This window comes from Streptomyces sp. NPDC104307, from assembly GCF_055584045.1.
In genome coordinates this window covers 1504215-1527773 of record NZ_JBVJMU010000001.1, presented here as the reverse complement: position 1 = coordinate 1527773, position 23559 = coordinate 1504215, and the positions used below count along the sequence as shown (strand labels likewise).

The 23559-nt window shown below is 72.5% G+C and carries 24 protein-coding genes; 11 read left to right on the top strand and 13 right to left on the bottom strand.

The genetic code is table 11. The annotated features are described in order from the left end of the window. Window positions 1–55 precede the first annotated feature (55 nt). Both ACZ601_RS06380 and ACZ601_RS06375 read right to left on the bottom strand, forming a co-directional pair. On the bottom strand, window positions 56–718 hold the full coding sequence (locus ACZ601_RS06380; protein WP_024488613.1) for a helix-turn-helix transcriptional regulator: 663 nt from the start codon (window positions 716–718) through the stop codon (window positions 56–58). Between the two features lie 259 nt (window positions 719–977). Beyond that, a complete protein-coding gene (locus ACZ601_RS06375) occupies window positions 978–1637 on the bottom strand; it encodes a DUF3000 domain-containing protein (RefSeq protein WP_440578436.1) in 660 nt (219 codons plus the stop codon). Between the two features lie 92 nt (window positions 1638–1729). On the opposite strand from ACZ601_RS06375, the gene hemE reads away from it, so the two are divergent. Beyond that, window positions 1730–2803: a uroporphyrinogen decarboxylase gene (hemE, locus tag ACZ601_RS06370; RefSeq protein WP_469533610.1), complete on the top strand. Its 1074-nt coding sequence runs from the start codon at window positions 1730–1732 to the stop codon at window positions 2801–2803. Window positions 2804–2824: 21 nt separating this feature from the next. On the opposite strand, the gene ACZ601_RS06365 is transcribed toward hemE, so the two are convergent. Continuing rightward, a complete protein-coding gene (locus ACZ601_RS06365; protein WP_469533608.1) occupies window positions 2825–4207 on the bottom strand; it encodes an FAD-dependent oxidoreductase in 1383 nt (460 codons plus the stop codon). 83 nt (window positions 4208–4290) lie between these two features. Then, window positions 4291–5268 (bottom strand): DUF4349 domain-containing protein, encoded by a 978-nt coding sequence (locus tag ACZ601_RS06360; protein WP_469533605.1) that lies wholly within the window; start codon window positions 5266–5268, stop codon window positions 4291–4293. Between the two features lie 127 nt (window positions 5269–5395). Between ACZ601_RS06360 and hemG the strand changes: the two genes are divergently transcribed. Then, the gene (gene hemG / locus ACZ601_RS06355) at window positions 5396–6895 is read left to right on the top strand and encodes a protoporphyrinogen oxidase (protein ID WP_469533603.1); all 1500 of its coding nucleotides are present in this window, start codon (window positions 5396–5398) and stop codon (window positions 6893–6895) included. 4 nt (window positions 6896–6899) lie between these two features. Then, complete coding sequence (gene hemQ / locus ACZ601_RS06350) at window positions 6900–7634, top strand: hydrogen peroxide-dependent heme synthase (protein WP_440578441.1); 735 nt, start codon at window positions 6900–6902, stop codon at window positions 7632–7634. 179 nt (window positions 7635–7813) lie between these two features. On the opposite strand, the gene ACZ601_RS06345 is transcribed toward hemQ, so the two are convergent. From ACZ601_RS06345 to ACZ601_RS06335, 3 genes are all read right to left on the bottom strand, one after another. Continuing rightward, entirely contained in the window at window positions 7814–8839 is a 1026-nt protein-coding gene (locus tag ACZ601_RS06345; RefSeq protein WP_469533599.1) for a TIGR04222 domain-containing membrane protein, read from the bottom strand. A gap of 1 nt (window position 8840) precedes the next feature. Further along, window positions 8841–10163 (bottom strand): MbnB/TglH/ChrH family RiPP precursor modification enzyme, encoded by a 1323-nt coding sequence (locus tag ACZ601_RS06340; protein ID WP_469533596.1) that lies wholly within the window; start codon window positions 10161–10163, stop codon window positions 8841–8843. A gap of 176 nt (window positions 10164–10339) precedes the next feature. Beyond that, entirely contained in the window at window positions 10340–11107 is a 768-nt protein-coding gene (locus tag ACZ601_RS06335; RefSeq protein ID WP_469533593.1) for a peptidyl-tRNA hydrolase, read from the bottom strand. 71 nt (window positions 11108–11178) lie between these two features. On the opposite strand from ACZ601_RS06335, the gene ACZ601_RS06330 reads away from it, so the two are divergent. Genes ACZ601_RS06330 through ACZ601_RS06315 form a run of 4 tightly spaced genes read left to right on the top strand, consistent with a single transcriptional unit; the run spans window position 11179 to window position 13712 of the window. After that, a complete protein-coding gene (locus ACZ601_RS06330) occupies window positions 11179–11856 on the top strand; it encodes an AIM24 family protein (protein WP_440578904.1) in 678 nt (225 codons plus the stop codon). A gap of 11 nt (window positions 11857–11867) precedes the next feature. After that, window positions 11868–12851, top strand: coding sequence for an ABC transporter ATP-binding protein (locus ACZ601_RS06325; protein WP_469533894.1), 984 nt, complete (start codon window positions 11868–11870; stop codon window positions 12849–12851). Next, window positions 12848–13519 (top strand): ABC transporter, encoded by a 672-nt coding sequence (locus ACZ601_RS06320; RefSeq protein ID WP_469533590.1) that lies wholly within the window; start codon window positions 12848–12850, stop codon window positions 13517–13519. The genes ACZ601_RS06325 and ACZ601_RS06320 overlap by 4 nt, the downstream gene beginning before the upstream one ends. A gap of 13 nt (window positions 13520–13532) precedes the next feature. Continuing rightward, entirely contained in the window at window positions 13533–13712 is a 180-nt protein-coding gene (locus ACZ601_RS06315) for a hypothetical protein (protein ID WP_469533588.1), read from the top strand. 36 nt (window positions 13713–13748) lie between these two features. Here the strand turns inward: ACZ601_RS06315 and ACZ601_RS06310 are convergent, their stop codons facing one another. The 4 genes from ACZ601_RS06310 to zapE all read right to left on the bottom strand — a co-directional run bounded on the left by ACZ601_RS06310 (window position 13749) and on the right by zapE (window position 18052). Beyond that, on the bottom strand, window positions 13749–14612 hold the full coding sequence (locus ACZ601_RS06310; RefSeq protein ID WP_469533585.1) for a polysaccharide deacetylase family protein: 864 nt from the start codon (window positions 14610–14612) through the stop codon (window positions 13749–13751). 140 nt (window positions 14613–14752) lie between these two features. Then, the gene (locus tag ACZ601_RS06305) at window positions 14753–16132 is read right to left on the bottom strand and encodes an alkaline phosphatase PhoX (RefSeq protein WP_469533583.1); all 1380 of its coding nucleotides are present in this window, start codon (window positions 16130–16132) and stop codon (window positions 14753–14755) included. Between the two features lie 315 nt (window positions 16133–16447). Then, entirely contained in the window at window positions 16448–16873 is a 426-nt protein-coding gene (locus tag ACZ601_RS06300; RefSeq protein ID WP_073734893.1) for an OsmC family protein, read from the bottom strand. A gap of 84 nt (window positions 16874–16957) precedes the next feature. After that, on the bottom strand, window positions 16958–18052 hold the full coding sequence (gene zapE, locus ACZ601_RS06295) for a cell division protein ZapE (RefSeq protein WP_469533580.1): 1095 nt from the start codon (window positions 18050–18052) through the stop codon (window positions 16958–16960). Window positions 18053–18088: 36 nt separating this feature from the next. Between zapE and ACZ601_RS06290 the strand changes: the two genes are divergently transcribed. The 4 genes from ACZ601_RS06290 (at window position 18089) to msrB (ending at window position 21307) form a co-directional block, all read left to right on the top strand. After that, window positions 18089–18853 carry a pyrimidine reductase family protein gene (locus ACZ601_RS06290; protein ID WP_469533578.1) on the top strand — a complete coding sequence of 255 codons (765 nt, stop codon included), beginning with the start codon at window positions 18089–18091 and terminating at the stop codon, window positions 18851–18853. A gap of 147 nt (window positions 18854–19000) precedes the next feature. Next, entirely contained in the window at window positions 19001–19453 is a 453-nt protein-coding gene (locus ACZ601_RS06285; protein WP_024488879.1) for a hypothetical protein, read from the top strand. Between the two features lie 41 nt (window positions 19454–19494). Beyond that, entirely contained in the window at window positions 19495–20889 is a 1395-nt protein-coding gene (murC, locus tag ACZ601_RS06280) for a UDP-N-acetylmuramate--L-alanine ligase (RefSeq protein WP_469533575.1), read from the top strand. 10 nt (window positions 20890–20899) lie between these two features. Continuing rightward, entirely contained in the window at window positions 20900–21307 is a 408-nt protein-coding gene (gene msrB, locus ACZ601_RS06275) for a peptide-methionine (R)-S-oxide reductase MsrB (protein ID WP_073734897.1), read from the top strand. Between the two features lie 18 nt (window positions 21308–21325). Here msrB and ACZ601_RS06270 read toward each other — a convergent pair whose 3' ends face one another. Then, window positions 21326–22921: a serine/threonine-protein kinase gene (locus tag ACZ601_RS06270; protein WP_469533573.1), complete on the bottom strand. Its 1596-nt coding sequence runs from the start codon at window positions 22919–22921 to the stop codon at window positions 21326–21328. A 132-nt stretch (window positions 22922–23053) separates the two neighbouring features. Beyond that, a complete protein-coding gene (locus ACZ601_RS06265; protein WP_469533570.1) occupies window positions 23054–23512 on the bottom strand; it encodes a hypothetical protein in 459 nt (152 codons plus the stop codon). Window positions 23513–23559: the final 47 nt, after the last annotated feature.

The window sequence follows — 23559 nt, the reverse complement described above, 5'->3', positions numbered from 1 at the left end:
CGATGCACGTAAACCAGCCGGATCCGCATTTCCGCATACCGGCGGGGGTGTCGATTCAGTGGATGATGCCCGTCCGCAGGGCCACGGCGACCATTCCTGCGCGGTCTCCGGTGCCGAGCTTGCGGGCGATTCGGGCGAGGTGGCTCTTGACGGTCAGGGCGGACAGGCCCATGGAGACGCCGATCGCCTTGTTGGACTGCCCTTCGGCGACGAGGCGGAGAACCTCCACCTCGCGGCCGGACAGTTCGCGGTAGCCGCCCGGGTGGCTCGGGGTGCCGGGGGGACGGCGGTGCATACGGGCGGCATTGGCGCCGATGGGGGCGACGCCGGGACGGGTGGGGTGGCCGATGTTGGTACGGGTGCCGGTGACGACATAGCCCTTGACGCCGCCCGCGAGGGCGTTGCGCACCGCGCCGATGTCATCGGCGGCGGAGAGGGCGAGGCCGTTCGGCCAGCCGGCGGCTCGGGTTTCGGACAGCAGGGTCAGCCCGGAACCGTCGGGCAGGTGGACGTCGGCTACGCAGATGTCGCGCGGGTTGCCGACGCGGGGGCGTGCCTCCGCGATGGACGACGCCTCGATGACGTCACGTACTCCGAGTGCCCACAGATGGCGGGTGACGGTGGAACGGACGCGCGGGTCGGCCACGACGACCATGGCCGTCGGCTTGTTCGGGCGGTAGGCGACCAGGCTTGCGGGCTGCTCTAGGAGAACGGACACCAGGCCTCCTGGGGAGTGGCGGTACGGGGCGGCTCGGGGATGAAGCCGGGGCGAACCGTGCTTGAAGGGTCATTGACCTCTTCGGCACCGGAAGCCCGCTCCTTTAGAGGAAGATCACGATTTGGTGAGTAACAATTCGGGCAAATAGGACATGCGATCGATTGTACGAAAAGAGAGCCGGTGCCTGTGCGAGGTTTATGACGCAGTGTCACGAAATATGGAGGCGGTGCCCCGGACCGTGTCTGTCCGCCTCTCCGTCCTACGAAACCTGCGGCCCGCGTCGCTGCGGCAGCGTCACCACCGCCGCGTCGGCGGGGCCCGACGGCGGCAGGCCGGCGATCTGGCACAGCAGGTCGCCCCACGCCATCAGATGCGCCGCCGTGTCCGGCACCCCGCCGCGCCCCTCACGGGGTGTCCAGGACGCCCGGATCTCGATCTGCGTGGCGGGACGCCGCACCCCCAGAGCGCCGAAGTAGTGCGAGCTCGCCCGGGTGACCGTGCCGCCCGCCTCCCCGTAGCTCAGCCCGCGCGCCTCCAGCGCCCCGGTCAGCCACGACCAGCACACCTCGGGGAGTAGCGGATCGGAGGCCATCTCCGGCTCCAGTTCGGCACGCACCAGCGTCACCAGCCGGAAATTGCCCTGCCAGGCCTCGTGCCCGGCCGGGTCGTGGAGCAGCACGAGCCGCCCGTCCGCGAGATCGTCCTCGCCGTCGACGACGGCCGCCTCCAGCGCGTACGCGTGCGGAGCCAGCCGCTTCGGCGGGCGCGTCGGCTCCACCTCCAGCTCGGGCCGGAGCCGCGCCGAGCGCAGCGCGTCCACCGCCGAACGGAACGCGGGCGGGACGGAACCACCCTCCGCACTGTCCGTGCTGTCAGCACCATCGGATTGATCGGAGAAGTGTCCCTGCGCCGGAGCCATGCGGGGAAGAGTAGGCGGAACCGGAGCCTCGCGCAGGGAGGGACACCCATGCGGGGCCGGGCTCCTTCCGCGCGCGTGCGAAGATTCTGTGTGTGAGTGCCAACGACCGCCCTTCGGGCCAGCAGACGAAGACCTCCGCCGCCCACGAGTCGGCGTTCCTCAAGGCGTGCCGGCGCGAGCCCGTGCCGCACACGCCGGTCTGGTTCATGCGCCAGGCGGGACGGTCGCTGCCCGAGTACCTGAAGGTGCGCGAGGGCATCCCGATGCTCGACTCCTGCACGATGCCGGAGCTCGCCGCGGAGATCACGATGCAGCCCGTCCGCCGCCACAAGGTCGACGCCGCGGTCTACTTCAGCGACATCGTCGTCCCCCTCAAGGCGATCGGCATCGACCTCGACATCAAGCCCGGCGTCGGACCGGTGATCGCGGAGCCGATCCGTTCGCGGGCCGACCTGGCCCGGCTGCGCGACCTCACCCCCGAGGACGTCTGGTACGTCACCGAGGCCATCGGCCTGCTCACCGCAGAGCTGGGGTCCACCCCGCTGATCGGCTTCGCGGGCGCCCCCTTCACCCTCGCCAGCTACCTGGTTGAGGGCGGCCCGTCCCGCAACCACGAGCACACCAAGGCCCTGATGTACGGGGACCCGGAGCTCTGGGCCGACCTGCTCGACCGCCTCGCGGAGATCACCGGCGCCTTCCTCAAGGTCCAGATCGAGGCCGGTGCCTCCGCCGTGCAGCTCTTCGACTCCTGGGTGGGCGCGCTGGCCCCCGCCGACTACCGCCGCTCGGTGCTGCCCGCCTCCGCGAAGGTCCTCGACGCCGTCGCCCCGTACGGCGTCCCGCGCATCCACTTCGGCGTCGGCACCGGTGAACTGCTCGGCCTCATGGGCGAGGCCGGCGCGGACGTCGTCGGTGTCGACTGGCGGGTCCCGCTGGACGAGGCCGCGCGCCGTGTCGGCCCCGGCAAGGCGCTCCAGGGCAACCTCGACCCCTCCGTGCTCTTCGCGCCGACCGCGGCGGTGGAGGCCAAGACCCAGGAGGTGCTGGACGCGGCCGCCGGTCTTGAGGGCCACATCTTCAACCTGGGCCACGGGGTGACGCCGAACATGGACCCGGACGCGCTGTCGCGGCTCGTCGAGTACGTCCACACGAGCACCGTCCGCTGACCACGGGGCCGGGCGCCGCTCTCAGGCGGTGCCCGCCTCGCGTACGGCCGTCACCGTCTTGCGGGCCGCCACCAGCACCGGGTCCCAGACCGGGGAGAACGGCGGGGCGTAACCGAGGTCCAGGGACGTCATCCGCTCCACCGTCATCCCGGCGGTCAGCGCCACCGCCGCGACGTCCACCCGCTTCGCCGCCCCGTCCCGGCCCACGATCTGCACGCCCAGCAGCCGCCCGGTGCGGTACTCCGCGAGCATCTTCACCGTCATCGGCGCCGCCCCCGGGTAGTAGCCCGCCCGGCCCGTCGACTCGATCGTCGCCGTGACGAACCGCAGGCCCACCGCGCGGGCGTCCTTCTCGCGCAGCCCGGTGCGGGCGATCTCCAGATCACAGACCTTGCTGACCGCCGTGCCGACCACCCCCGGGAACGTGCCGTAGCCGCCGGCGACATTGGACCCGATGATCTGGCCGTGCTTGTTTGCGTGCGTGCCCAGCGCGATGTGCCGGGAGCGGCCCGCCACCAGGTCCAGGACCTCCACGCAGTCGCCGCCCGCCCAGATGTTGTCGTGGCCCACGACCCGCATCGACAGATCGGTGAGCAGCCCGCCGTGCGGGCCGAGCGGCAGCCCCACCGCACGGGCCAGCGTCGTTTCCGGCTCGACCCCGATGCCGAGCACCACCACATCCGCCGGGTACGAGGAGTCCGCTGTCTCCACAGCGCTCACCCGGCCCTCGGGCCCGGTGCGGATCGCGGTGACCTCGGCCCGGTTCACCGTGGTGATCCCCAGGGCGTCCATCGCGTCGTGCACCAGGCGCCCCATGTCGGGGTCGAGCGTCGCCATCGGCTGCTCGCCCCGGTTGAGCACGGTCACCTCGAAGCCGCGCTTCAGCATCGCCTCGGCCATCTCGACCCCGATGTAGCCCGCGCCCACGACGACCGCGCGCCGGCCCTTCGCCCGGTCCAGGGAGTCCAGCAGCGCCTGCCCGTCGTCCAGGGTCTGCACGCCGTGCACCCCGGGCGCGTCCATGCCGGGCAGCGCCGGACGCACCGGCCTGGCGCCCGTCGCGATCACCAGCTTGTCGAACTCGGTCCAGGAGGTCTCGCCGGACTCCCGGTCGACGGAGTGCACCCGCTGCCCCGCGACGTCGATCTCCGTCACCTCGGTGCGCATCCGCAGATCGATGTCCCGGGCCCGGTGCTCCTCCGGGGTGCGGGCGATCAGCTCGTCCCGCTGCTCCACGTCACCGCCGACCCAGTACGGGATGCCGCAGGCGGAGTACGAGGTGAAGTGGCCCCGCTCGAAGGCGGTGATGCTCAACCTGTCCGGGCCCTTGAGCCGTCGTGCCTGGGACGCGGCGGACATACCCGCCGCGTCCCCGCCGATGACCACCAGTCGTTCCGCCGTCATGCCAGTCCCTTCGGTACCCCGTCCGAAGGCCCACGCTACGGCGCCACGGCTCACGGGGGCGTCAGGGCGCCCCCGTGAGGCACTCACTCGCCCTCCGGGCCCGCCTTCCCGCCCCGGCGGCGCAGCCGCTGCCACAGCACCACCACGACGGCGGCCACGGCCAGGAACGGGGCCGCCGCGCCCAGCGCCATCGCGAGCCACTTGATCACCGTCACGAACACGTGCCAGCCACCGCTCAGGGCGTCCAGGAACCCCGGACCGTCCTCGTCGTCGTCGGCCACCGCCTTCGCGTGCGGCTTCGGCTCGGAGAGGTTGAGCGTGATCGTGGCCAGCGTGGTGCGGTCCTTCAGCGAGGCCTGCTCGGCCAGCATCGATTCGAGCGCGGCCTGACGGTTGCTCAGCTCACCCTCCAGCGAGACCACATCGGACAGCTCGTCGGCCCGGTCCATCAGCTTGCGCACCCGCGCCACACTGGTGCGCTGGCTGGCGATGCGGCTCTCCACGTCCACGACCTGGTCGGTGACGTCCTTGGCGGTCGACGTGCGGAGGAGCAGCTTGCCCGTGCCCGAGAGCTCCCGCAGCACACTGTCGTACTCGCCCTGCGGAACCCGCAGCACGACGTGCGAGGAGGCCCGGTGGGCGTCGACCTGTTCGGTCTTCTCGTCGGCTATCAGCCCCCCGGCGGCCTCCGCCGTCACCCGTGCGGCCGCCGCCGCCTCCGGCGCGCTCTTCACCTCCACGGACAGCGTGGCGGTACGGATGACATGGGCGGCGGCCGACGGATTCGGCTTCTTCGCCGCCGCCGAACCGCCCGCGCCCTTTTCCGCGCCTCCGGTGCCGGAGCCCACGCCCTCCTGCTGGGCCGGGGCGGCGGCCCGCCGGTCCGCGCTCTTTCCGGAGTCGTCACCACCGGCGCCGCAGCCGCTCAACGCCAGCACGGCGGTGAGCAGTCCGGCGGCGAGAGCGATCTGCGTGCGGCGGGCACCCGGACGGCCCGGCCGGTCCCGACGCCCCTGACGGCCCGTATGTCTGTTCGTGCGCGTGGCTGGTGCTGCCTGCATAACTGTCCCCCCAGGACGGGTGATTGGTGGTGTCCGTTCGACGTATGAGGGGTCCGCCGGGGTTGCGCGATACCGGTTTCGAAGCGGTCACGGTCAGGACTCGGAAGAGGTTTGAGAGAGTGGGGGTATGCAGCGTTCAGCAAACCGCTCGGACAGGGCCACGGGACACGTCGTCGTCATCGGCGGCGGCATCGCCGGACTCGCGGCCGCCCAACGGCTCCTCGGCACCGGGCTGCGGGTCACCCTCCTGGAGGCGACCGACCGGCTCGGCGGCAAACTCAGGACCGGCGAGGTGGCGGGCGTACAGGTCGATCTCGGCGCCGAATCGATGCTGGCCCGCCGTCCGGAGGCGGTCGGCCTGGCACGGGCCGTCGGCCTCGCGGACCGGCTCCAGCCGCCCGCCACGGCCACCGCCTCCCTGTGGACGCGCGACGCGCTGCGACCCATGCCCAAGGGCCATGTGATGGGCGTACCGGGCGACCCGGCGGCGCTCGGCGAGGTGCTCTCTCCCGAGGGGCTCGCCCGGATCGCGCAGGAGCGGGACCTCACCCCGACCGAGGTCGGGGACGATGTCGCGGTCGGTGCGTACGTCGCCGACCGGCTGGGCCGCGAGGTCGTCGACCGGCTGGTGGAGCCGCTGCTCGGCGGGGTCTACGCGGGCGACGCCTACCGGATCTCGATGCGCGCCGCCGTACCCCAGCTCTTCGAGATCGCCCGGCAGGGCGGCTCGCTGCTCGACGGGGTCACCCGCCTCCAGGAGCAGGCCGCGGCCCGGCAGCAGACCGGGCCGGTCTTCCAGGGCATCGCCGGGGGTATCGGCACCCTCCCGGACGCGGTCGCCGCCGCCGTACGCGCGGGGGGCGGCGAGATCCTCACCGAGACCCCGGTGCTCGGGCTGACCCGTACCGCGAGCGGCTGGGACGTCCGCACCGACACCCGGGTGATCCCCGCCGACGGCATCGTCCTCGCCGCCCCCGCCTGGTCCGCCTCCACCCTGCTCGCCGCCGAGTCACCGGCCGCCTCCGCCGAACTCGCGGGCGTCGAGTACGCGTCGATGGCCCTGGTCACCATGGCCTTCCGCCGCTCCGACGTGACCGCCGCCGGGACGCTCGACGGGCGCTCCGGCTTCCTGGTGCCGCCGGTCGAGGGCCGCACGATCAAGGCCGCCACCTTCTCCAGCCGGAAGTGGCAGTGGGTCGACGACGCGTCCCCCGACCTGTTCCTCCTGCGGACCTCGGTCGGCCGGTACGGCGAGGAGGACCATCTGCACCGCGAGGACGCGGAGATCGTCGACGTGTCGCGAGCCGATCTCGCGGCGGCGACCGGACTGGCAGCCCTGCCCGTGGCCACCGAGGTCACCCGGTGGATCGGCGGACTGCCCCAGTACCCCGTCGGGCACCTCGGCCGGGTCGCCCGCATCCGGCAGGAGGTCGCCAAGCTCCCCGCGCTGCGGGTCTGCGGCGCGGTCTACGACGGAGTCGGGATCCCGGCGTGCATCGCCAGCGCCCACCGGGCCGCGGATGAGATCAGGGACGAGATCACGGGAGCGGGCGGGGGAGAGGCCACGGGGGAGATCATCGCCACGCCGACCCTGGTTCAGGGCACAGGGAGCGAGGCGGGACAATAGCCGTATGAGTGCTCCCGAGACTGTGACATCAAGCAAGGCCCCCAACGCCGGCAAGAAGGCGAAGGACCTCAACGACGTCGTCCGCTACACCCTGTGGTCCGTCTTCAAGCTCCGTGACGTGCTGCCCGCCGACACGGACCGCGCCGCGTACTCCGGTGAGGTGCAGGAGCTGTTCGACCAGCTCGCCGCCAAGGACGTCACCGTTCGCGGTACGTACGACGTCTCCGGGCTGCGTGCCGACGCCGACGTGATGATCTGGTGGCACTCCGAGACGTCGGAGGCGCTCCAGGAGGCGTACAACCTCTTCCGGCGCACCCGGCTGGGCCGGAGCCTCACGCCGGTCTGGTCGAACATGGCGCTGCACCGCCCCGCCGAGTTCAACAAGTCGCACGTCCCGGCGTTCCTCGCCGACGAGACGCCGCGCGACTACATCAGCGTGTACCCCTTCGTGCGCTCCTACGACTGGTACCTGCTGCCCGACGAGGACCGCCGCCGCATGCTGGCCGACCACGGCAAGATGGCCCGCGGCTTCCCGGACGTGCGCGCCAACACCGTCGCCTCCTTCTCCCTGGGCGACTACGAGTGGGTGCTGGCCTTCGAGGCCGACGAGCTGCACCGCATCGTCGACCTCATGCGTCACCTGCGGGCCTCCGAGGCGCGGATGCACGTCCGCGAGGAGGTCCCCTTCTACACCGGCCGGCGCAAGTCGGTCGCAGACCTGGTGGCGGGGCTCGCGTAGCGAGCGGGTTCCGACCACCCCAACCCGGAAGATCAGACGGCGGGCATCGCGGCACTGTGTGCCGCCCGCCGTTCCAGCGACACCGGGTTCGGCTCCTGGTGCGGCGCGCAGCCTGCGCGCCGCACCGGCGTCGTTTTACGGGGCGTACGCGTTTTACGGGGCGTACGCGTCGCGGACGCTCATGAGCTGCTGCCGCAGCTCGACCCGCCTCCACAACTGGACCCGCCTCCGCAACTGGATCCTCCGCCGCAACTGGATCCTCCGCCGCAGCTGGACCCCGAGCCGGAACCGCAGCTGGACCCCGAACCGCACCCGCCGCCACCGCCGCCGTGTCCGGACGAGCCCCCGCACCCGCCACCGCCCGGCGTCGTACCGGCGCACCACGCCGTCGCGACGAACGGGGTGCCGGAGGAAGCCGAGAACTGGTGCGATGAGGCGGACGCATGGGCCGGCCTGACCCGGGACGCGGCGAGCAACTGCCCCCGCAGCTCGGGATCGGGTACGGCCCGAGGCCCCGCGACCGCCACCAGATGGGCCGGATCGGTCCGGTACCCGTTGGCGGCGAGGTACGTGAAGGCGGCCCTGCGACCCGCTTTGGTGATCCGGTACCGGGAAGTGGCCACGCAGGCGAAGCCGATGACGGTTCCGACGATGAGCGGCAGGAACACCTTCGCGAAGAACGGGAAGTCGGGTCCGCCGACGGACTCCGACGAGGTGAACTCCTGGATGGTCACCGCGAATGAGACCGGCATGGCGAGCAGACAGAGCACCCCCTGGGCCATACCCCAGCGGCTCCGGGCACGGCTGTCCCCGGGCGTACTCAGCAGACCGCGCGCCGCCAGCCCGTCGCCGATCTCCTGCACCGCGGCATGCCGCATCGTCGCGAACCGAAGGGTCCACAGCGCACCGTTCGGGGCTGCGGTCTGCTCCTGGAGCACGGCCCGCTCCACCGGGTCGTGGGCGAGGTGCCGCTGGATCGCGACGATGCCGGGCCCACCGACCGCCAGCCGGCCGTCCGCGTGCATGGCGGCGAACGCGGTGTCCACGACCCGGCCAGGGCCGCCGTTCAGGAAGGCCACCTCGAAGAGGTCATGGACGGGTCCGCCGGAGCCGTTCCCCGCGCGGCGGCCCGCCCTGATCAGCAGCGTCGAGGAGACCGCGATGGCGATCACCATGAGCAGGGCCACGAGGCTCATTGCGGCCATGTCATCGCCCCGCGAGTACGGATCGGGCGGCCCGCGCCAGCCGGGTGGTGCGGCGGGGCGGGCGTGGCGCGGCCCGGTCCTGCCACCAGTACGTCAGCCGCCGGCGGGCCGCGTTGTCGGCGGGGCGGCCCTCGATGAGCAGCTGCTCCGCGAAGTCCAGCGCGTCGCGCCGGTAACCGGCGGACATCGGGCGGGCCCTGGCGTACGCGAGGAACGCGTCCCGGTAGTCCGGGCCCAGGATCTCCGGGAGTTCGGGTGCCACCTTGGCGACGACATCGGCACGCTTGGCGGCCAGCGCCCGGCTCTGCACCCCGAGCCGGTGGTGGTCGAAGCCCTCCGGTACGGGGGCGCCCGCGACCAGGGCGGAGAGCAGCGAGGCCTGCGCCACCGCGACCCGGTCCCGGACGGCGTCGGGGCCGCCGGACCCGCCCGCCGGGGCGGGAGCGGGGCCCTCGGGCGGCGGGGTGGTCCGGGCCGCGCGCCCCGCCGGACGCACGCCCGCCCCGCCCGCGTTCAGCGTGGCCCGGATCGCGTCCAGCTCGCCCGCCAGCTCGGCGGCCGGCGGAAAGTCGTCGTCGCGCTCCAGCAGGACCCCGGGCGGGCTGACCCGGGAGCGCAGCTCGGCCAGGACGTCGCGGACGGGTGCGGTGACGGGGTGGGCGTGCGTGTCGTGCCAGACGCCGTCCTTCTCGACGCCGCCCGCCACATGCACGTACGCGATGGCCTCCACCGGCAGTTCGTCCAGGGCCGTGGCCGGGTCCTCGCCCCGGTTGACGTGGTTGGTGTGCAGGTTGGCCACGTCGATGAGCAGCCCGACCCCCGTGCGCTCGACCAGCTCGGCCAGGAACTGGCCCTCGGTCAGCTCCTCGTCCGGCCAGGAGATCAGCGCCGCGATGTTCTCCAGGGCCAGCGGCACCGGCAGCGAGTCCTGCGCGATCCGCACGTTCTCGCACAGCACGTCCAGCGCGGCCCAGGTGCGCGGCACGGGCAGCAGGTGCCCCGCCTCCAGCACGGGGGACGCGGTGCGCGGTCCGCCCGCCCGTACGAACGCGATGTGCTCGGTCACCAGCGGCGTGCCCAGCAGCGCGGCCCGCTCCGCGAGGGCGCTGAGCCGGCCGGGGTCCGGGCGCTCCGCCCCGCCGAGCCCGAGCGAGACCCCGTGCGGCACCACCGTGACACCGCGCTCCCGCAACCGCGTCAGGGAGGCGGGCAGGTGGTCGGCGCAGAGGTTCTCCGCGACCGCCTCCACCCAGTCGATCCCCGGCAGCGCCTCCACCTCTTCGGCGATCTCCGGCCGCCAGCCGATACCGATACCCAGCTTCATGGTGTCCCCCTACTGCTCCACTCCGTGCAGGTGTCATGGCCCCGGCACACGACGGTGAATCCGGGAAGAGGGACGTTCAGAGCTGGATTTGAGGTTCCCGCGAAGCCCGCGAAACTCTGCGCGGGCCCGCGTGCTTATGGACGCGTGCCTATGGACGCGTGCCTATGGACGGGGGCTTATGGCCGGGGCAGCGCCGGAAGGGAGCCGACGCGGTGGGCGCCCTCGGCCACCACGGTCTTGCCGGGGGCGATCTCGGTGAATCCGGCGTCCTCGACCACCGGCAGCCCGCTCACCGCGAGTTCCCGCCAGCGGTCCTCTGCCGCCGTGGCGACGGACAGCGGGAAGCCCGCCTCGCGCCATGCCGTGCGCTCCTGCTCGGAGAGATCCCACCAGGCGAGCTGCGCCCCGTGCCCGACCTGCGCCATCTCCTTGCCCGCCGACATGTCGAGCTCCGGGTTCAGCCAGAGCACCGGCCCGGTGAGGTCGGGTGCGGCGGGCGGCTCGGGGTCGTCCAGCTCCGTCCCGGAGACCTGGAGCTTGGCGAGCTCCTTGGGCCAGCCGTCCAGCGGCACCGGCGGGAACACCCGTACCTCGGCGCTCTCGCCGGTGACCGTGATCCCCGGCAGCGCGCAGGCCTTCCGCCACTCCGCGCCACGCGCCCGGCGCACCACCTTGCGGATCCGGGCGTCCTGCCAGTCCCGCATCGCCTGCGCCCACTCGCCCTCGCCCACGGAGCGCTCGTCCGAGAGCATCACCAGCACCGCGCGGGCCGCCGTGCGCAGGGCGTCGGTGCGTGCCGGGGGAGCCGCCTTCTCGATATGGACGACCAGCGGGAGTACGTACTGCTGTGCTTCGTCCCGGTTCGTCCGCTCGGGGCGGAAGGGGCTGTCCGCAGGCAGGCCGGCGGTCTCGGGCGGGGATACGGGGGTGTCGTTGCTGCTCACCCGTCCAGTCTGCCAGTCGCCCGGAATCCGGCTCTTGGCGGAATGAATCCCTCCGGGCGAGGATGCACCGCATGAAGAGCGATCTATTCTCCAGCGAACACATGGCGGAGCAGGCAACCGCCCCCGGGATGACCCTCCAGAACGCCAAATCGATCAAGTACGCGGTCAGCGGCGAGATGCACGCACGCCAGGGGGCGATGATCGCCTTCCGCGGCGACCTCCAGTTCGAACGCAAGGGGCAGGGCCTCGGCGGCATGCTCAAGCGTGCCGTCACGGGCGAGGGCCTGCCGCTGATGGCGGTGCGCGGCCAGGGCGAGGCCTGGTTCGCGCACGAGGCGGCCAACTGCTTCATCGTGGAGATGGAGCAGGGTGACGTCCTCACCATCAACGGCCGCAACGTCCTGTGCTTCGACGCCACGCTCACCTACGAGATCAAGACGGTGAAGGGCGCCGGGATGACCGGCGGCGGCCTCTTCAACAGCGTCTTCACCGGGTACGGAAAGCTCGGCCTGATGTGCGAGGGCAACCCCATCGTGATCCCCGTCACTCCGCAGCAGCCGGTCTGCGTCGACACGGACGCGGTCGTCGGCTGGAGCGCCCACCTGACCACCTCGCTGCACCGCTCGCAGAGCGTCGGCTCGATGCTGCGCGGCGGCTCCGGCGAGGCCGTCCAACTGCGTCTCGACGGCGAGGGGTTCGTGATCGTACGGCCCAGCGAGGCCAAGCCGGAGAAGGCGTCCGCCAACTGAGTACGGACATCCTGCGACTGCGGGGAGTGGGCCGCCGGTACGGACTGGCGGGCCCCTGGGTGCTGCGCGGGGTCGATCTCGCCCTGCCCGCGCGCGCCCTGGTCCGGATCGAGGGGGCCAACGGCACCGGCAAGTCCACCCTGCTGCGGCTCCTCGCCGGCATCGACGCCCCGACGGAGGGCCGGATCTCCGGCGACCGGCCGCGCACGGCGTACGTCCCCGAGCGGTTCCCGGCGGCGCTGCCCCTCACCGCCGCCGGATACCTCGTCCACCTCGGCCGGATCCAGGGGCTGCGCAGGGCCGAGGCGGCGGCGCGCGCGGAGGCGTGGCTGACCCGCTTCGGCGCCGCCGGGCACGCCCGCACCCCGCTGGCCGAGCTGTCCAAGGGCACCGCCCAGAAGGTCGCCGTCGCGCAGGCGCTGCTGGCCGAACCGGAGCTGCTGGTACTGGACGAGGCCTGGACCGGCCTGGACACCGCGGCCCGCGCCGAACTGGACCGGGCCGTCGTCGAGCGGGTCGCCGCCGGGGCGACCGTCGTCTTCGTCGACCACGACCCGGACCGCCTCGCGGGCGCGGCCGACCACGCGTTCCGCGTCGAGGCGCATGGGCTGCTCGCCGTATCCGTCGCCCCGCCCGGGACGAACCCCGGCCCCCAGGTCCGCATCGACGCCGTGGGCCCGCCGGGCACCCCGCTCCCCGCAGGCCTGCCGGGCGACCCCGCGCAGGCGGAGGGCGAGGACGGGGCGTTGCGGCTGACGGTCGCCGCCGCGTTCTCCGACGCGCTGCTGAGCGCCCTGCTCGCGGCCTGCCCGCCCTGGCACATCCGCCGCCTCGCACCGCTGCCGGAAGACTGCCCCACACTCCTGCCGGAAGGCCGCCCCATCCCCCTGCCGGAAGAAGCCGGTACCGCCCGGCCCCCGGCCCAGGCAGCCGCCCACTCCACCGCCCCGTTCCAGGCCTCCGACGCCTCCACCGCCCCCGACGAGGCGCCATGACCGCGCTCATCCGCTACCAGGCCGCCCTGCTGCTCCGCTCGCAGCGCTGGCTCGCGCCGGTACTCGTCTACCTGGCCTTCCTCGGCGTCGGCATCCGCCCCGGGCAGCCCGTGCTGGACTCGCTCGGCTACGCCTCGGCCGGGCTGCTGCCCGTCACCGCGTGGCTCGTGCGGATCTGCGTCGGCCAGGAACCGCCCGCCGCCCGGACCGTCGTCGCGGCGGCCGTGGGCGGAGCGCCACGGGCCCATCTGGCCTCGCTCCTCGCGGCGCTGGGGTGCGCCGGGCTGCTGGGCGTGGCCGCCACCGCGGCCGTGCTGCTGATCAGCGACCCGGCCGACGCCCGCCACACCGTCCGGGTCCCGCTGCCGTCCGCCGGGCTCGCCGGGCTGCTCGCGGCGGGCTGCTGCGTCCTGCTGGGGGTGGCGGTCGGGGCGCTGTGCACCCGTCCGCTGCTGCACCGGCGCGGCTGGTCCGTCGCTGCGACGGTGCTCGCCGCGCTGCTGGCCCTGGTGACCGCCGGATCGCCCGCGAAGTACGCGGTGACGGGGCTGGTCACCGGCTCGCTCACCGGCACCGTCCATGTGCCGGTCCTCCCCTTCGCCGGCGCGGCGGCCGTCGCGGCGGCCGCGCTCGCACTCGCCTGCAGGCTCACCTCCGTACGCGGCTGAGTAGGCTCCTGCCATGGACCGGAGCGCGCATGACGAGGTGGACGAGAGCGTGGACGAGCCGGACTGCGGGCCGCCGTTCGCGGAGTGCGTGCTGTGCCGGAAGCCGACCGAGTACGTTGAGTCGGTCAGCGGGATCACGCTCTGCCCGGTCTGTGAATGGCAGGAGGCCCAGCGCACGGCCTGCTCGGGCTGAGGCCTCGGCCCCAGGGCGTGTCGCCCCGATTGGTGCTCAGCCGCGCATCAGCTCGGACACCTTCACGAAGCGGTATCCGCGCTTCCGCAGTTCCGGCACCACCTGGTCCACCGCCCGGTCGGTGACCGGCGCCGCGCTGCGGGTGCAGTGCATGACCACCAGCGAACCGGGCTTCACCCCGTCGAGCACCTGCTCCGCCACCGCGTCCGCGTCCGTCGCGAAGGCGTCGCCGCTGACGACGTCCCACTGCACCGCCGTCACCTTCCGCGCCCCGAGCGCGCGCAGCGAGTCATCGTCGTAGCAGCCGCCGGGGAAGCGGAAGTACGGCACCACATTGCGGGCGCCGGTCTTCCGGATCGCGCCGAAGGCCCGCTCCACCTCGCCGCCGATCTCGGCGGACCCCATCGTCGGCAGCCCGTAGCAGGGCGACGTGAACGCGTAGTGGCTGTACGAGTGGTTGGCGATCTCGAAGAGCGGGTCCGTGCCGATGGAGCGGGCCTGCGAGGGGTACTCCTCGGCCCAGCGGCCGGTCATGAAGACGGTCGCGGGCACCTTCAGCCGGCGCAGCAGGGCGATCAGCTCCGGGTTGTCGAAGTGCTCGCCCCCGGCCGCGCGAGGGCCCTCGTCGGCGGTCATGTCGGCGTCGAAGGTGAGCGCGACGACCTTCGCGTCGCTCTTCGGTCCCCGTTCGAGGACGCGGGCCAGGCCCTCCGGACCCGGCGCCAAGTTGGGCGGCTTCGCGGCGGCCGGGGGAGCGCTTGAGGGGGCTCGTGACGGGGCTCGCGAGGGGGCGGCGGGTGCGGCGGCCGCGGGCCGGTCGCCCGGGGAGCCCTCCGAGGTGCTCGCGCAGCCGGCGAGGGCGCTTCCGAGGACCACTCCCAGAACAGCCACAGCGGTCATTCTTCGTACAGAAGGTGTCATTATCGGAAAATAGCTGATCAACCGTCACCGGCTCGTCCGTGGCGCCCCGTGCCGCGAAGCGGCCCCCGGACGGCGGTGGGGCGGGCGCGGCCGCCGTCGTCCGGGGGTGACTCAGCGGGTCAGCGCCACGGCCCCGTCACGGCGAACGTGGTTCCGGGGGTGTAGCAGTTCATGAACATCGTCCGGTAGTCCGGGGCGAATGTGACCCCGGCGAACTCGCCCCACTCGGGTTCCTCCGGCGTCCCGATGTTCTGCCGGCCGCGCGCCATCGCGTACACCTCTCCGCGCCTGGTCAGGCCGAACACGTGCTGGGCGCCACCGCCGTCCTCGCACACCATCAGTCCGCCGTCGGCGGCCAGACAGATGTTGTCCGGGGACTCGCCGGGCAGCTGGATGTCCGTACCGGGTCCGAAGACGATGACCAGGGTCAGCCGGTGCCGCTGCGGCTCGTACCGCCATACCTGACCGAAGTGGTCGGCGGCCGATCCCTCTGCGCTGTGGGCGAAGCTGGAGACGAAGTAGACGGACGACCCGCCCCAGTAGCACCCCTCCAGCTTCTGGCCGTGGGTGATCCCCTTCGGTCCGAAGTCCTGGAACCGGATGGGCGTCTGTGCGGCCAGGGGATCCGGTACGGGGACCCACTCGATCCCCTCGAAGCTCGTCCCGGTCTCCTGCACGGCGGAGAGGTCGGGGACGCCCGGCACCCGCATGGCCTCCAGCCGGCCGCCGGCCCGGAGTGAGCCCGTGCCGCCGAGCGGTTTCTCCGGCAGGAAGCGGTAGAAGAGCCCGAACGGCTTGTCGAACGCGTCCTCGGTCTCGTACACGACACCGCTCCGCGGATCGATCGCGATCGCCTCGTGCTGGAAGCGGCCCATCGCGGTCAGCGGCACGGCTCCGGTGCGGCGGGGGTCGGCGCCGTCCACCTCGAAGATGTAGCCGTGATCCTTGGTGTAGCCGTTGGTGCCGGCCTTGTCCTCGGTCTCCTCGCAGGTCAGCCAGGTGTCCCAAGGGGTACGCCCGCCTGCGCAGTTGACGGCCGTACCGGCGATGGCGACGCGTTCGGACAGGACATGACCGCCGCTGTCGAGCTCCAGGGCCGTACAGCCGCCCTTGCCCATCGGGTCGTAGGTGAGGCCCTCGATGACCGGCACGGCGATCGCCGCGTCGGCCCGGTTCTCGTGGTTGCGCACCAGCCGGACGTGTCCGCGCCGGCCGGCGAACGCGGCCATGCCGTCGCAGTGGCTGGGGACCGGACCCTCGCCGGAGCGCAGCGGGTCGCCCTCGCGGGAGAGCACCCGGTAGCGGAAACCTTTCGGCAGATCGAGCAGTCCGTCGGGGTCGGGCACCAGCGGGCCGTAACCGGCGTGCCCGTGAGCGGCGGAGGTACCCGCGAAGAGTTCGGTGAACACCCCGGCGAAGGCGACCGTTGCGACGGCGGCGCCGGTGCCTGCCAGGACCTGACGTCGTGACGCGGGCTGTTTTGCTGCTGCGGATGACATGAGGCAACTTCCTGTGGGGGACAGGAGCAGTGACCCGCACGTGTGTACCACGCGTAACACCGCGCGGGAACCATGCGGGCCACCGGCCTCAGATGTGTCCGATAAACGTCCCGGACCTAGGTCGTGTCCGCAAAGTCCCGTCTGGCCCGTGACGCCTGGCACGCACTCTCGCCGTACCGGCCGAAATCCCAAGTACATCCAGTACGAGGGATGTCGGCCGGCACGCCGAGAGTACGCACCAGACGCCACGGGCCACGCCCTCCGGGCGTACGACGGGACTTTGCGGACACGCCCTAGGACGGCCCGGGGACGGCCTCAGGCGAGCGACGCGCTCAGCGTGATCGTCGTGCCCGTCAGTGCCTGGCTCACCGGGCAGTTCGCCTTCGCGTCCTCGGCCGCCTTGACGAAGCCCGCCTCGTCGAGACCGGGCACCTCGCCCTCGACGGTGAGGTGGATGCCCGTGATGCCGGTGCCCGGCTGGAAGGTGACCTCGGCCTGGGTGTTCAGCCGGGTGGGCGGGGTGCCGGCCGTGGCCAGGCCGTTGGACAGCGCCATCGAGAAGCAGCTGGAGTGCGCCGCCGCGATGAGCTCCTCCGGGCTGGTCTTGCCGTTCGCCTTCTCCGCGCGGGACGGCCAGGAGACCGGGTACTCCCCGATGCCCGAGGAATCGAGGGTGACGACGCCCTTGCCCTCGATCAGGTTGCCTTCCCAGACCGTGTGCGCCTGACGCGTGGTAGCCATGCTGGATCCCTTCAAACGGAATGCGCGGTTGTACGGGGATGGCGGGGCACTCCGTCGTGCCCGGCCGGTGTTACGCCCCCGAACCTACTGCGCCACCAGCCCCTTCGCGTCACGCGCCAGTGCCGTCAGCCTGGAGATTGCCCGGAAGTACTTCTTCCGGTACCCGCCGTTCAGCATCTCCTCACTGAACAGCCGGTCGAACGGCAGCCCGGCGGCGAGGACCGGAACCTCCCGGTCGTACAGCCGGTCCGCGAGCACCACGAGCCGCAGCGCGGTCGACTGGTCGGGCACCGGCTGCACCTCGGTGAGGCACACCGCCCGCAGACCGTCCGTCAGCGCGCCGTACCGGCTCGGGTGGACGCGGGCCAGGTGGTCGAGCAGTGCGGGGAAGTCGTCCAGGCTGGCGCCCTCCGTCGCGTACGCGGCCCGGGTGACCTGCTCCTGGGAGAACGGCGGCGGGGCGTCGGGCAGACCCCGGTGCCGGTAGTCCTCGCCGTCGATGCGCAGCGGGCGGAAGTGCGAGGCGAGCCCCTGGATCTCGCGCAGGAAGTCGGCGGAGGCGAACCGGCCCTCACCGAGCTTGCCCGGCAGCGTGTTGGAGGTCGCGGCCAGCGCCACCCCCGCCTCGACCAGCCGGCTCAGCAGCGAGGAGACCAGCACCGTGTCGCCCGGGTCGTCGAGCTCGAACTCGTCGATGCACAGCAGCCGGTGCCCGCTCAGCGTCTGCACGGTCTGCTGGAAACCGAGCGCGCCGACCAGGTTGGTCAGCTCGACGAAGGTGCCGAAGGCCTTCAGTGAGGGCGCTGCGGGCGTGGCGTGCCAGAGCGAGGCGAGCAGATGGGTCTTGCCGACGCCGTAGCCGCCGTCCAGGTAGACCCCGCGCGGCGTGCCGGGCGCCGCCGAGGCCTTCCGGCCGAACCACTTGCGCTTGCCTTCACCCGAGGCGTGCGCCCCGCCGAGCCCGGCGGCGAAGTCGCTCAGGACCTCGACCGCCTCAACCTGGCTCGGCTGGTTCGGGTCGGGGACGTACGTATCGAAACGCACCGAATCGAAGCGCGGCGGCGGCACCATCTCCGCGACCAGCCGGTCGGCGGGGACGTGCGGTTCGAGGGCGCACAGGGACAGCGGGGCCGTTTCGGCTATGGGGCTGGGCCCCGGCACGGCGTGGGAGGACGACACAACTGTCTACCTTACGGGCGTGCCAGACTGCCTGACATGCGACGCCTGTTCCCTGTGACGGACCTGACAGCGGCTGAGGACCGGGGCGAGTGGAGCCTGGACGCCCTCGCCGACGCCTACGCCTACCCCGGTACGGACGGCCCCTGGCTGCGCGCCAACATGGTGTCGACGCTCGACGGGGCCGCCCAGCACGACGGCCGCTCGCAGCCGATCTCCTGCGCGAGTGACATGCGGATCTTCGGCACCCTGCGGGGGCTCGCGGACGTGGTGATCGCGGGCGCGGAGACCGTACGCCTTGAGGGCTACCGGCCCGCCCGCGCCCGGGAGGCCTTCGCGGCCCGGCGGGAGGCGGCCGGCCAGGGGCCCGCACCGGCCGTCGCCGTGGTGAGCGGCAGCCTTGACCTGGACTTCTCGCTCCCGCTCTTCGTCTCGCCGCTGGTCCCGACGCTCGTGCTGACCGGTGCGGGCGCGCCGCCGGACCGGATCGCGGCGGCCCGGACGGCGGGCGCGGAGGTGGTCATCGCGGGGGAGGGGACCCGGGTGGACCCCGCCAGGGCCGTACGGGAGCTGGCCGCCCTGGGCCACCGGCGGCTGCTGACGGAGGGCGGGCCCAGGCTGCTCGGTCAGTTCGTGGCGGCGGGCGTGCTGGACGAGATGTGCCTGACGCTGGCGCCGATGCTGACCGCCGGGGACGCGCAGCGGATCGCGGGCGGCCCGTCGGTCGCTGTGCCGGAACGATTCGCCCTGGCATCGGTGCTGGAAGAGGCCGGGTTCCTCTTCTCTCGGTACCGTCGGATCTGACAATCAGCGGAATATCCCGTTCCGGTTAGCGTTCGGTGGGCAGAATGGAACGCGGACCCCGTGCGAGAGCGGGGAAGGATGGTTTCAGCAGTGGCCGGCGACGGTCACTGAAGCAGAAGGGCGCCTGCGGTGTTCACCAGCGTTTTGATGATCGAGAAGCCCCTCACCTCAGAGGACGTCGAGTTCGTCACCACCCTGCACGGGGAGGAGCAGATCTCCTTCGTCGTGCTGATGCAGCCACGAGGCGACCAGGCGGATGTGCTGTTGCGGGCCATCGACGACCTGGCGATGGGCGAACTGAAGGAAGCGGCCCGTGAGAGCGAGGAACCGGAGGGCAGGAACGCCAGGGAGTCCGCCGAACTCGCGCTCGAAGTGTCCCTGGAGGCCCTGCGCCAGTCGGGCTCGGAAGCCGTCGGACAAGTGATCGAGACCCACCCCCTGGACAAGCTCACGTCCGTGGTCGAGGAGTCCGAGGCCGACGAGGTCATCGTGCTCACCGCGCCGCACTACGTCGAGGAGTTCTTCCACCGCGACTGGGCGTCCCGCGCCCGGCACAAGGTCGGCGTACCGGTGCTCAAGCTCTTCGCGCACAGCGAATAGGCTGGGAGGCCCCACCCGCACCGACCCTGGGAGACACACGCATGGCACCCGGTATTCCTGCCGCCATGGAACGGCCGCACTTCATCGGCATCGGCGGCGCCGGAATGTCGGGCATCGCGAAGATCCTCACCAGTCGCGGCGCGAAGGTCGCGGGCAGCGACTCCAAGGAGTCGCCCACCGCAGAGGCGCTGCGCGCGCTGGGGGCGACCGTCCACATCGGGCACGCCGCCGGGCACCTGGCGGACGACGCCACCTGCGTGGTCGTCTCCAGCGCCATCCGCGCCGACAACCCGGAGCTGGTGCGCGCCGGGGAGCTCTCGATCCCCGTCGTGCACCGCTCCGACGCGCTCGCCTCGCTGATGGAGGGCGCGCGGCCGATCGCCGTCGCGGGCACCCACGGCAAGACCACCACCACGTCGATGCTGGCCGTCGCCCTGACCGAGCTGGGCCTCGACCCCTCGTACGCGATCGGCGGCGACCTGGCCGGACCCGGCACCAACGCCACGCACGGCGAGGGCGCCATCTTCGTCGCCGAGGCCGACGAGAGCGACCGCAGCTTCCAGAAGTACGACCCCGAGGTCGCGATCGTCCTCAACGTCGAGCTGGACCACCACGCGAACTACGCCTCGATGGACGAGATCTACGACTCCTTCGAGACCTTCGTCGGCAAGATCGTCCCCGACGGCACCCTGGTGATCTCCGCCGACCAGGCGGGCGCCGTCGAGCTGACCCGCCGGGTGCGCGACCAGTCAGCACTCAAGGTCGTCACCTACGGTGAGGCCGCGACCGCCGACGTACGCGTCCAGAAGATCAACCAGCGCGGCCTGACCAGCGAGGTCACCGTCGTCCTGAAGGGCAAGTACCTCACCTTCACCGTCTCCGTACCCGGCCGCCACTACGCGCTCAACGCCGTGGCCGCCCTCGCCGCGGGCGTCGCCCTCGGTATCCCGGCGCACAACCTGGCCTCCGCCCTCGGCAAGTACACCGGCGTCAAGCGCCGCCTCCAGCTCAAGGGCGAGGCCGCCGGGGTCCAGGTCATCGACAGCTACGCGCACCACCCCACCGAGATGACCGCCGACCTGGAGGCGATGCGCGGCGCCGCCTCCGACGCCCGCCTCCTGGTCGTCTTCCAGCCCCACCTGTTCTCCCGCACCCAGGAGCTCGGCACCGAGATGGGCCAGGCCCTCGCCCTGGCCGACGCCTCCGTGGTGCTGGATATCTACCCGGCCCGCGAGGACCCGATCCCCGGCATCACCAGCACCCTGATCATCGACGCCGCACGGGCGGCCGGGGCCGACGTCACCGCCGTCCACGACAAGGCGGCGGTCCCCGAGGCCGTCGCGGGAATGGCGAAGCCCGGCGATCTCGTTCTCACCATGGGAGCGGGCGACGTCACCGACCTCGGCCCGCAGATCCTGGACCACCTGTCGAGCTGAGGGAGCCACCGTGCCGTACGACATCGACAAGCCCGACGAGGAGTGGCGGGCGGAGCTGTCCCCCGCCGAGTACGCGGTGCTGCGCCAGGCCGGCACCGAACCCGCCTTCGTCGGCGAGTACACCGACACCAAGACGACGGGCGTCTACTCCTGCCGCGCCTGTGACGCGGAGCTGTTCCGCTCCGACACCAAATTCGAGTCGCACTGCGGCTGGCCGTCCTTCTACGACCCGAAGGACAGCGACGCCGTCGAACTGATCCAGGACCGCACCCACGGCATGGTCCGCACCGAGGTCCGCTGCGCCCGCTGCGGCTCGCACCTGGGCCACGTCTTCGAGGGCGAGGGCTACCCGACCCCGACGGACCAGCGGTACTGCATCAACTCGATCTCGCTGCGGCTGACACCCGACGGGAGCTGAACGCGGGCCCCGGGGGGATCAGGCCTGCGCCCGCGCCACTGCTGGTGCCCCGCCCCGGGGCATCAGCAGGGTGCTCACCAGCGCGAAGACCACCCACGTCCCCGCACCGGCCGCGATCGAGAGAAGTACGGACACCTCGCCCCAGGCGGCCAGCAGGCCGGACAGCACGGTGCCGTTGAGCAGACCGCCGGCCGTGCCGGCCGCCGTGTGCCACGGAGCCCTGCGGGCCACCGCACCGACCGCCCGGCGCAGTCCCAGGCCGATGAAGAACAGCGCGGGGACGCCGAGCACGCCCGACAGCAGCGCTGTCCACCAGGGCGACGGCGGCCAGACGAGCAGGAAAACGACGGCGAGCACGGTGCAGAGCATCGCCATGAGCAGCAGACCGGTGTCCGCGTCCGTCTTGTCGTCCGGTGCGACGGTCGGCGCCCCCATGTAGGCAGCCGCCATGGCGACCAGGAAGACCAGTACGCCCAGGGACAGGGTCCAGACCGGGGACCAGCCGGTCAGCAGGGCGAGCTGGGACCAGAGGGCGCCAGTGGCGAGGAGTCCGCTCCAGGCCGACACCCGTCCGGCCCCGGGGACCGTCTGTGCGACGGCGGGCGCGGGGGCGGGGTCCGGCTCGGTCACCGCAGCGGGCTGCGGAGCGGCCTGCTGCGGCTCCGCCTCCGGTGCCGGTCCGCGCGGGGGCCCGGCCACCGGTGCGCGAGGCGCGTCGACCGTCGGCGCAGCGGCGAGCTCCCGGACCCCGGGGATCCCGGGAGGTCCGTCCTCGGCACCGTCCAGCACCCCGCGCAGGCGCTCCGACACCTCTTCGGCCGTGGCGGGCCGGTGGTCCGGGTCCTTGTGCAGCAGGGAGACGACCAGCCGGTCGAGGGCGTCCGGAACGTCGGGGCGCAGGCTCCGCACCGGTTCCGGCGTCCCGTTCAGGTGCTGGGACAGTACCGACCACCCCGCCCCCTCGAACGGCGGTCTGCCCGCGAGGAGCTCGTACAGCAGGCAGCCCAGCGAGTAGAGGTCGCTGCGCCCGTCGAGCGTCCGGTCGCCGCGTACCTGCTCCGGGGACATGTAGGCGGGCGTGCCGATCGCGGAGCCGGTGCCGGTGAGCCCGGTCCCGGACTCCTCGATCAGCCGGGCGATGCCGAAGTCGCAGATTTTCAGGTCGTGTTCGCCGTCCCCGTACACCATGACGTTGGCCGGCTTGATGTCCCGGTGGACGACGCCCGCGCGGTGGGCGGCCGCGAGGCCGGCGCAGATCTGGAGCCCCCAGGCCACCACCGACTCGACGCTCCGCCGCTCCGTGGCGGCGAAGGAGGCCATGGAGCGGCCGGGGACCAGCTCCATGACCAGGAAGAGCACCTGGTGCCCCGCGACGGCGGCCTCGCCGTGGTCGTGGATGGTCACAATGCGCGGGTGGGTCAGACGCGCGGTCGCCCGCGCCTCCTGACGGAACCGTGCGGCCGACTGGCTGGTCGTGAGAGGCGTCTGCGTGATGACCTTGACCGCCACGTCACGGTCGAGCCGTGAGTCGACCGCCCGCCACACCTGGCCCATCCCGCCGGCCCCGAGCAGCTCCACCAGCCGGTAGCGGCTTTCGAGCACCTCTCCGCGCACCGAGCGGCCCCCTTCGATCGTCGTGTCCGGGGCGTCGCGACCCGGCGGCGTGCCCCACGGCTCCCCGGGCAGCAGCCTACGCAGCGACCGGCCCGGAAACACGCCCGGCCGGACATCCTCCCGCGCGAAGCCTCAGGCCTCGTCGCTCTCCGGTTTCAGCAGCGGGTGCACCACACCGGGGAAGACCCGGGCCCGCACGATCTCCTCGGCCGAACCGCCCTGGATCACCGTCTCCGCCACGCCCCAGGGCCGCCCCGGCAGCTGGACGAGCAGCGTGTACGAGGCCGGGCAGCCGGTGCACTCGTAGCGGTCGACCCAGGTCTCCACCTCGGTGGCGCTTCCCGGGTAGCGCGCCACGTGCCGGTGCCGGGCGTGGCAGCGCTCGCACTTCTCGCCGGGCTCGCAGGTGCCGCCGCAGGGGCACGGTACGTCGAAGGACTCGGCCGGACGCCAGCGCTGGGTGAGGACGGCCTCGCGGGTGGCGCCCATGTCCTTCATCGCCTTGAGGTTGCTGGCGGCGACGTTGTACGACTCACCGGTCGCGGCCATCCGGTCCCGGATCACGTCCTTGCGCCCACGGTTCGTCGTCATCTGTTCCTCCTGGGGTTCACGCAGCCCGCCAGGTGGCCCACGAGATC

Excerpts from the sequence above, each read along its gene's own strand:
- ACZ601_RS06375 (WP_440578436.1), bottom strand. The coding sequence starts at position 1,637 with ATGGCTCCGGCGCAGGGACACTTCTCCGATCAATCCGATGGTGCTGAC.
- ACZ601_RS06365 (WP_469533608.1), bottom strand. The coding sequence starts at position 4,207 with ATGACGGCGGAACGACTGGTGGTCATCGGCGGGGACGCGGCGGGTATG.
- ACZ601_RS06360 (WP_469533605.1), bottom strand. The coding sequence starts at position 5,268 with ATGCAGGCAGCACCAGCCACGCGCACGAACAGACATACGGGCCGTCAG.
- hemG (WP_469533603.1), top strand. The coding sequence starts at position 5,396 with ATGCAGCGTTCAGCAAACCGCTCGGACAGGGCCACGGGACACGTCGTC.
- hemQ (WP_440578441.1), top strand. The coding sequence starts at position 6,900 with ATGAGTGCTCCCGAGACTGTGACATCAAGCAAGGCCCCCAACGCCGGC.
- ACZ601_RS06345 (WP_469533599.1), bottom strand. The coding sequence starts at position 8,839 with ATGGCCGCAATGAGCCTCGTGGCCCTGCTCATGGTGATCGCCATCGCG.
- ACZ601_RS06340 (WP_469533596.1), bottom strand. The coding sequence starts at position 10,163 with ATGAAGCTGGGTATCGGTATCGGCTGGCGGCCGGAGATCGCCGAAGAG.
- ACZ601_RS06330 (WP_440578904.1), top strand. The coding sequence starts at position 11,179 with ATGAAGAGCGATCTATTCTCCAGCGAACACATGGCGGAGCAGGCAACC.
- ACZ601_RS06320 (WP_469533590.1), top strand. The coding sequence starts at position 12,848 with ATGACCGCGCTCATCCGCTACCAGGCCGCCCTGCTGCTCCGCTCGCAG.
- ACZ601_RS06315 (WP_469533588.1), top strand. The coding sequence starts at position 13,533 with ATGGACCGGAGCGCGCATGACGAGGTGGACGAGAGCGTGGACGAGCCG.
- ACZ601_RS06310 (WP_469533585.1), bottom strand. The coding sequence starts at position 14,612 with ATGACCGCTGTGGCTGTTCTGGGAGTGGTCCTCGGAAGCGCCCTCGCC.
- ACZ601_RS06305 (WP_469533583.1), bottom strand. The coding sequence starts at position 16,132 with ATGTCATCCGCAGCAGCAAAACAGCCCGCGTCACGACGTCAGGTCCTG.
- ACZ601_RS06300 (WP_073734893.1), bottom strand. The coding sequence starts at position 16,873 with ATGGCTACCACGCGTCAGGCGCACACGGTCTGGGAAGGCAACCTGATC.
- ACZ601_RS06290 (WP_469533578.1), top strand. The coding sequence starts at position 18,089 with ATGCGACGCCTGTTCCCTGTGACGGACCTGACAGCGGCTGAGGACCGG.
- ACZ601_RS06285 (WP_024488879.1), top strand. The coding sequence starts at position 19,001 with ATGATCGAGAAGCCCCTCACCTCAGAGGACGTCGAGTTCGTCACCACC.
- murC (WP_469533575.1), top strand. The coding sequence starts at position 19,495 with ATGGCACCCGGTATTCCTGCCGCCATGGAACGGCCGCACTTCATCGGC.
- ACZ601_RS06265 (WP_469533570.1), bottom strand. The coding sequence starts at position 23,512 with ATGACGACGAACCGTGGGCGCAAGGACGTGATCCGGGACCGGATGGCC.